This is a genomic window from Wenyingzhuangia sp., from assembly GCF_039768515.1.
In the GTDB taxonomy this organism is placed as follows: Bacteria; Bacteroidota; Bacteroidia; order Flavobacteriales; family Flavobacteriaceae; genus Wenyingzhuangia.
Genome location: NZ_JBDNAI010000143.1, coordinates 1 through 5,030, shown reverse-complemented (window position 1 = coordinate 5,030; position 5,030 = coordinate 1). Strand labels below are relative to the sequence as shown.

The 5,030-nt window shown below is 35.2% G+C and carries 7 protein-coding genes; 5 read left to right on the top strand and 2 right to left on the bottom strand.

The features are described from left to right. Positions 1 to 75 precede the first annotated feature (75 nt). The 5 genes from ABF281_RS08910 (at position 76) to ABF281_RS08890 (ending at position 3,183) form a co-directional block, all read left to right on the top strand. Positions 76 to 798, top strand: a complete 723-nt coding sequence (locus ABF281_RS08910) for a MotA/TolQ/ExbB proton channel family protein (RefSeq protein WP_347181327.1) — start codon at positions 76 to 78, stop codon at positions 796 to 798. Between the two features lie 8 nt (positions 799 to 806). Continuing rightward, the gene (locus ABF281_RS08905) at positions 807 to 1,277 is read left to right on the top strand and encodes a hypothetical protein (protein ID WP_347181326.1); all 471 of its coding nucleotides are present in this window, start codon (positions 807 to 809) and stop codon (positions 1,275 to 1,277) included. A gap of 3 nt (positions 1,278 to 1,280) precedes the next feature. Continuing rightward, positions 1,281 to 1,907 (top strand): biopolymer transporter ExbD, encoded by a 627-nt coding sequence (locus tag ABF281_RS08900; protein ID WP_347181325.1) that lies wholly within the window; start codon positions 1,281 to 1,283, stop codon positions 1,905 to 1,907. 18 nt (positions 1,908 to 1,925) lie between these two features. Beyond that, positions 1,926 to 2,393, top strand: a complete 468-nt coding sequence (locus tag ABF281_RS08895) for a biopolymer transporter ExbD (protein WP_347181324.1) — start codon at positions 1,926 to 1,928, stop codon at positions 2,391 to 2,393. Between the two features lie 115 nt (positions 2,394 to 2,508). Continuing rightward, the gene (locus tag ABF281_RS08890; RefSeq protein ID WP_347181323.1) at positions 2,509 to 3,183 is read left to right on the top strand and encodes a porin family protein; all 675 of its coding nucleotides are present in this window, start codon (positions 2,509 to 2,511) and stop codon (positions 3,181 to 3,183) included. Here ABF281_RS08890 and ABF281_RS08885 read toward each other — a convergent pair. Continuing rightward, positions 3,178 to 3,777 (bottom strand): hypothetical protein, encoded by a 600-nt coding sequence (locus ABF281_RS08885; protein WP_347181322.1) that lies wholly within the window; start codon positions 3,775 to 3,777, stop codon positions 3,178 to 3,180. The genes ABF281_RS08890 and ABF281_RS08885 overlap by 6 nt on opposite strands. Then, positions 3,777 to 5,030: RNA polymerase factor sigma-54 (rpoN, locus tag ABF281_RS08880; RefSeq protein WP_347181321.1), on the bottom strand; the 1,254-nt coding region annotated here is incomplete at its 5' end. The genes ABF281_RS08885 and rpoN, both read right to left, overlap by 1 nt.

Sequence of the window (5,030 nt, the reverse complement as noted above, 5' to 3'; positions counted from 1 at the left end):
ATTCAAAATTCGTTTTTTTAGCGTGAAAATTTATACCTTGAAACCCTTAACTATTAAAAATTAATTATAACACAGATGAAAAAAGTAGTAAATTTCCTAACTGTAGCAGGATTTATGTTTTTTGGAGCTATTCAATCAACTTTTGCACAAGGAGCAGTCACAGAAGAAAGAACTTTTCACCAAGAATTAAAACAACGTTTTATTGAAGGTGATCCTCAATTTATGGGAATCGTATTAGTTGCCTTGATCTTAGGTTTGGCTATTGCAATTGAAAGAATTATCTATTTAAACATGGCAACAACAAACACGAAAAAATTAGTGGCAAGTGTTGACGAAGCACTAAGTTCTGGTGGAGTAGAAGCTGCCAAAGAAGTTTGTAGAAATTCGAAAGGACCTGTGGCCTCTATTTTTTATCAAGGTTTAGACAGAGCAGATGAAGGAATTGATGCTGCTGAAAAAGCAGTTGTTTCTTACGGTGGTGTTCAAATGGGACAATTAGAGAAAAATGTTTCTTGGTTGTCTTTATTTATTGCACTTGCTCCAATGCTTGGTTTCATGGGAACTGTAATTGGTATGATTAAAGCTTTTGATATGATTGCAGTTGCAAATGACATCTCTCCAGGGGTAGTTGCTGTAGGTATTAAAGTAGCACTTTTAACAACAGTATTTGGATTGGTAGTTGCGATTATCTTACAGATTTTTTACAATTACATCGTATCTAAAATCGATAGTATTGTGAACAATATGGAAGACGCTTCGATCTCTTTAATCGATTTGTTAGTAAAATATAAAAAATAATTATCATTATGAAAGATAATAATTTAGCAAAATATTTAAGCATTTTCGTAGCCTTTGTGGCGCTTGTAGGTGCCATTCTTTTCATAAGAGTCTTTATGGAAGATGTGGATGCTTTAGAGAGTGATGCAGCGATTCAAGCGAGTGTAGTAAATCCAATCGTTTTCTTTTCGGCGGGTTTATTATATGCAGCGGTAGCAATTGCAATTGTGCTATCACTATGGAGTGTGATAAAGAATCCTCAAAATCTTAAGAAGATGGGTATAGGATTAGGACTTTTAGCTGTTGTTTTGGCAATTTCTTATTCAATAGCAGACAGCAATGCAGTACTTGATACACAAGGACTTGTTTTAGAAGGCGGTGACGCAGGTACAGCTACCAACCAATGGGTTGGAACAGGTATTTGGTTTAGCATGGCTTTAGGTTTGGTAGCAAGTTTGTTTTTTGTATACGACCTCGTTAAAGGATTAATAAAATCATAAATTATGGCAAGAAGAGAGACTCCAGAAATTAATGCAGGCTCAATGGCAGATATTGCTTTCTTGTTATTAATCTTTTTCTTAGTAACAACAACTATGAATGTGGATTCAGGGATTTCTAAGAAATTATCTGAAAAACCACCCGCAGATTATGTTCCTCCCGTTATTAAGGAGAGAAATATCTTTGAAGTGAATATTAACAGAAATAATGAGCTTTTAGTAGAAGGCGAAAGAATGGATGTGAAAGAAATCAAAGATGCTGCTGTGAAGTTTATAGACAATGGTGGTGGTGAAGGAAAATTGGTAGATGGTGTATCTACTGGACCTTGTGACTATTGTAAAGGTGAGAAGAGTACGACCTCTTCAGATCACCCAAACAAAGCCATTATCTCTGTACAAAGTGATCGTGGAACTGAATATGGAACCTATATCATTGTTCAAAACGAATTACTTCGTGCTTATACAGAGCTAAGGAATAGATTATGTGAAGAGCGTTATAACATGTCTTTCACAGAGCTTGAAAAGCTGTATAAAGACGATATAAATAACTTGGAGCTAAAGAAAAAAGTGGAAGATATAAAAACAGCATATCCTCAAATTATTTCTGATGCAGAGCCAACATCGGCAAACTAATTTTAAAATTTAACAACGATGTCTAAATTTAAAAAGAGAAAAAAAGGGATTCCTGCAGTCAATACTGCAGCGCTACCTGATATTGTTTTTATGCTACTGTTCTTTTTTATGGTTACTACAACCATGAGAGAAACAAGCTTACAAATTGACACTCCAGTGTTACCTTCTGCAACAGAAGTAAAGAAGCTAGAGCACAAAAGTTTGGTAAGTACCATTTATATTGGTAAAGCAAAAGATACAAAATATGGTATTGGATACAATAAGATTCAATTAAATGATAAGATTGCTTCCGCAGACCAAGTTCCTGCATTCATTATCAATGCAAGAACCAAAGTTGCCGAAAACGAAATACCGTTTATGACTACTTCTATCAAAGCAGACAAACAATCAAGTGTAGGTACTATTATCGACATCCGATTGAAATTAAGAGATGTAAATGCGCTCAAAGTTAGTTATTCAACCAACACGGGTTCCGATATTAAGTAAGTCACCTTATTTTTATATAAAAAAAGCAATTCTATTTTAGAGTTGCTTTTTTTTTGCCATAATTTATAGAAGCAACATCATGAAATTGTGTACCTTTCCTATTCATTTTAAAATTATGAAGAAATTAGTAATTATTTTATTGCTATTTTGTACACCTGCTGTATTTGCCCAAAAAGATTCGTTGAATCTGGGTGATCGGTATGCAGAGGATCAACTCTATTTTTCGGTGACCTACAATCAAATGTACCAGCAGCCTAGCACAATTACACGAAGTGGTTTTTCTTACGGATTGTCTTCAGGTTTTCTAAAAGATATTATTCTGAATAAAAAAGGAACCTTTTCTTTTGCACTTGGTTTGGGGTATGGTTTCGATTTTTTCAACCATAAATTAAAAGTTGAAGAATTGAATAACGTGTCGGTGTTTTCTGCAGACAATACCTTAAGCTCAAACACCTATTTTTCACATAATTTAGAAGTTCCTTTTGAAATTCGTTGGAGAACTTCCACAGCGAACAAATACAAATTTTGGAGGGTTTATACTGGGGTTAAATTCCTTTATAATTTCTCTAATCGTTTTGAAAATGTAGCTTCCAACGAGGTGAAAACCGCCTATTCGGATGTGAGTGCTTATAATGCGCTACAGTATGGCCTGACATTTTCTGCAGGATATGATGCTTTTAATTTTCATGTTTTTTATGGAATGTCACCCCTCTATAAAGACGCTAAGATGGGCAACGAAGTGATTGATAGTAGCGTTTTAAAATTTGGATTGATTTTCTACTTTTTATAGTAGGTAGTAAACGCTTATTTGCGTTAATATACCGAAGAAAAACCCCAAGTACACCTCTTTGGGTGTATGTGCTTTTAAATGGAGTCTAGAACTTGCCAAAAGCCCAGAAAATAGGATAAGTAAAAGTAGGAGTGGTGTTGTAGACGTTTTATATTCCATGCCCATCACGATAAAAAATCCAATCATGCTTCCCATAGAAAGCAAATGCAAACTCACTTTTATATTGAATATTGCGAATAGATATACAAGAATCAACCCAAAGGATGTTCCGTAAAACAACAATCCAAAATCGCCAAAAATGGCAGTTCTTAGCAGCATATTTCCCAAAGCAGTAAAGAGTACAATCATTAAAAACAAAGGAATCTTTCGCTCTTTCACCGTATGCACTTTAAATGAATGAATTATTTTTAAGCCTTTGAGCACTATCAGCATTCCCAAGGGCACTAAATAAGTAGTCGTAAAAACAAAGCCAATAATAAAATATCGCTGTTCGTTTTGGATGGAATGTGGGATGGTCAAAAAATAGAGCATTACACCAATAGTGGGCAGTACAATTGGATGCAATAGCGCCGATATTATTTTTTGAAACTTCACTATATTTCCTTTCGTAAACGAGCTACGGGGAGCTCTAGTTGTTCTCTGTATTTTGCAATTGTTCTTCGTGCAATAGGATATCCTTTCTCCTTAAGAATAGCGGCCAATCGTTCATCTGTTAACGGTTTCCTTTTGTCTTCCTCTGAAATAACGGTTTCAAGAATTTTTTTAATTTCTTTGGTAGACACCGCTTCCCCTTGATCGTTTTTCATGGACTCAGAGAAGAACTCTTTAATCAATTTTGTTCCATAGGGTGTGGCTACATATTTGCTATTTGCTACGCGAGAGACGGTAGAAATATCCATTTGTATTTGATCTGCAATATCCTTTAAGATCATCGGTTTCAATTTGCGTTCATCCCCAGATAAAAAATAATCAAGTTGATAATGCATGATCGTATTCATGGTTACCAATAGGGTTTGCTGTCGTTGCTTAATTGCATCAATAAACCATTTTGCTGCATCTAATTTTTGTTTGATAAAAAAGACGGCTTCTTTCTGGGATTTGCTTTTTGAAGTGGCTTCTTGATAGCCCTTTAACATATTGTTATACGTTCTTGAAATGTGCAATTCTGGCGCATTTCTAGCGTTTAATGACAAGTCCAACTCACCCTCTAAAATTTTGATTGAAAAATCAGGAACAATTTGTTCTGCAATTTTATTGTTCCCTGCGAAAGCACTCCCCGGTTTTGGGTTTAATTTTGAGATCTCAACCGTAACAGCCTTTAATTCTTCTTCAGAAATGGAGAATTTTTCTTGAAGTTGGCGGTAATGTTTTTTTACGAAGTGATCAAAAGCAGTCTCTAAAACTTCAATGGATAGTTCTCGGATCTTTGTTTTTTCTTTTCCCTTTAATTGAATGAGTAAGCACTCTTTTAAGTCTCTTGCACCCACTCCAATTGGGTCTAAAGTATGGATGACAGTTTTTAAAATTGTGATGACCTTTTCTTCGGTTGCAAATACATTCGCCGTAAAGGCCAAATCATCTACCAGGTCTAAAATTTCCCTTCTTATGTAACCGCTATCATCAATACTTCCGACTAAGAATTCAGCAATTAGTCGCTCTTCTTCATCGAAGCGAAAGGTGTCTAGTTGGGATTTTAAAGACTGGTGAAATGTAATGCCGGCTGCATAGGGTATATTTTTTTCTTCCTCGTCTGCGGAGTAATTATTAACGTGTGTTTTGTAACTTGGAATGTCGTCATCACTTAAATACTCATCAATATTAAGGTCTCCCGTATCGATGCTTTCGGT

Bases quoted from the DNA above. Each gene is read 5' to 3' on its own strand.
- ABF281_RS08910 (WP_347181327.1), top strand. From the start codon at position 76: ATGAAAAAAGTAGTAAATTTCCTAACTGTAGCAGGATTTATGTTTTTT.
- ABF281_RS08905 (WP_347181326.1), top strand. From the start codon at position 807: ATGAAAGATAATAATTTAGCAAAATATTTAAGCATTTTCGTAGCCTTT.
- ABF281_RS08900 (WP_347181325.1), top strand. From the start codon at position 1,281: ATGGCAAGAAGAGAGACTCCAGAAATTAATGCAGGCTCAATGGCAGAT.
- ABF281_RS08895 (WP_347181324.1), top strand. From the start codon at position 1,926: ATGTCTAAATTTAAAAAGAGAAAAAAAGGGATTCCTGCAGTCAATACT.
- ABF281_RS08890 (WP_347181323.1), top strand. From the start codon at position 2,509: ATGAAGAAATTAGTAATTATTTTATTGCTATTTTGTACACCTGCTGTA.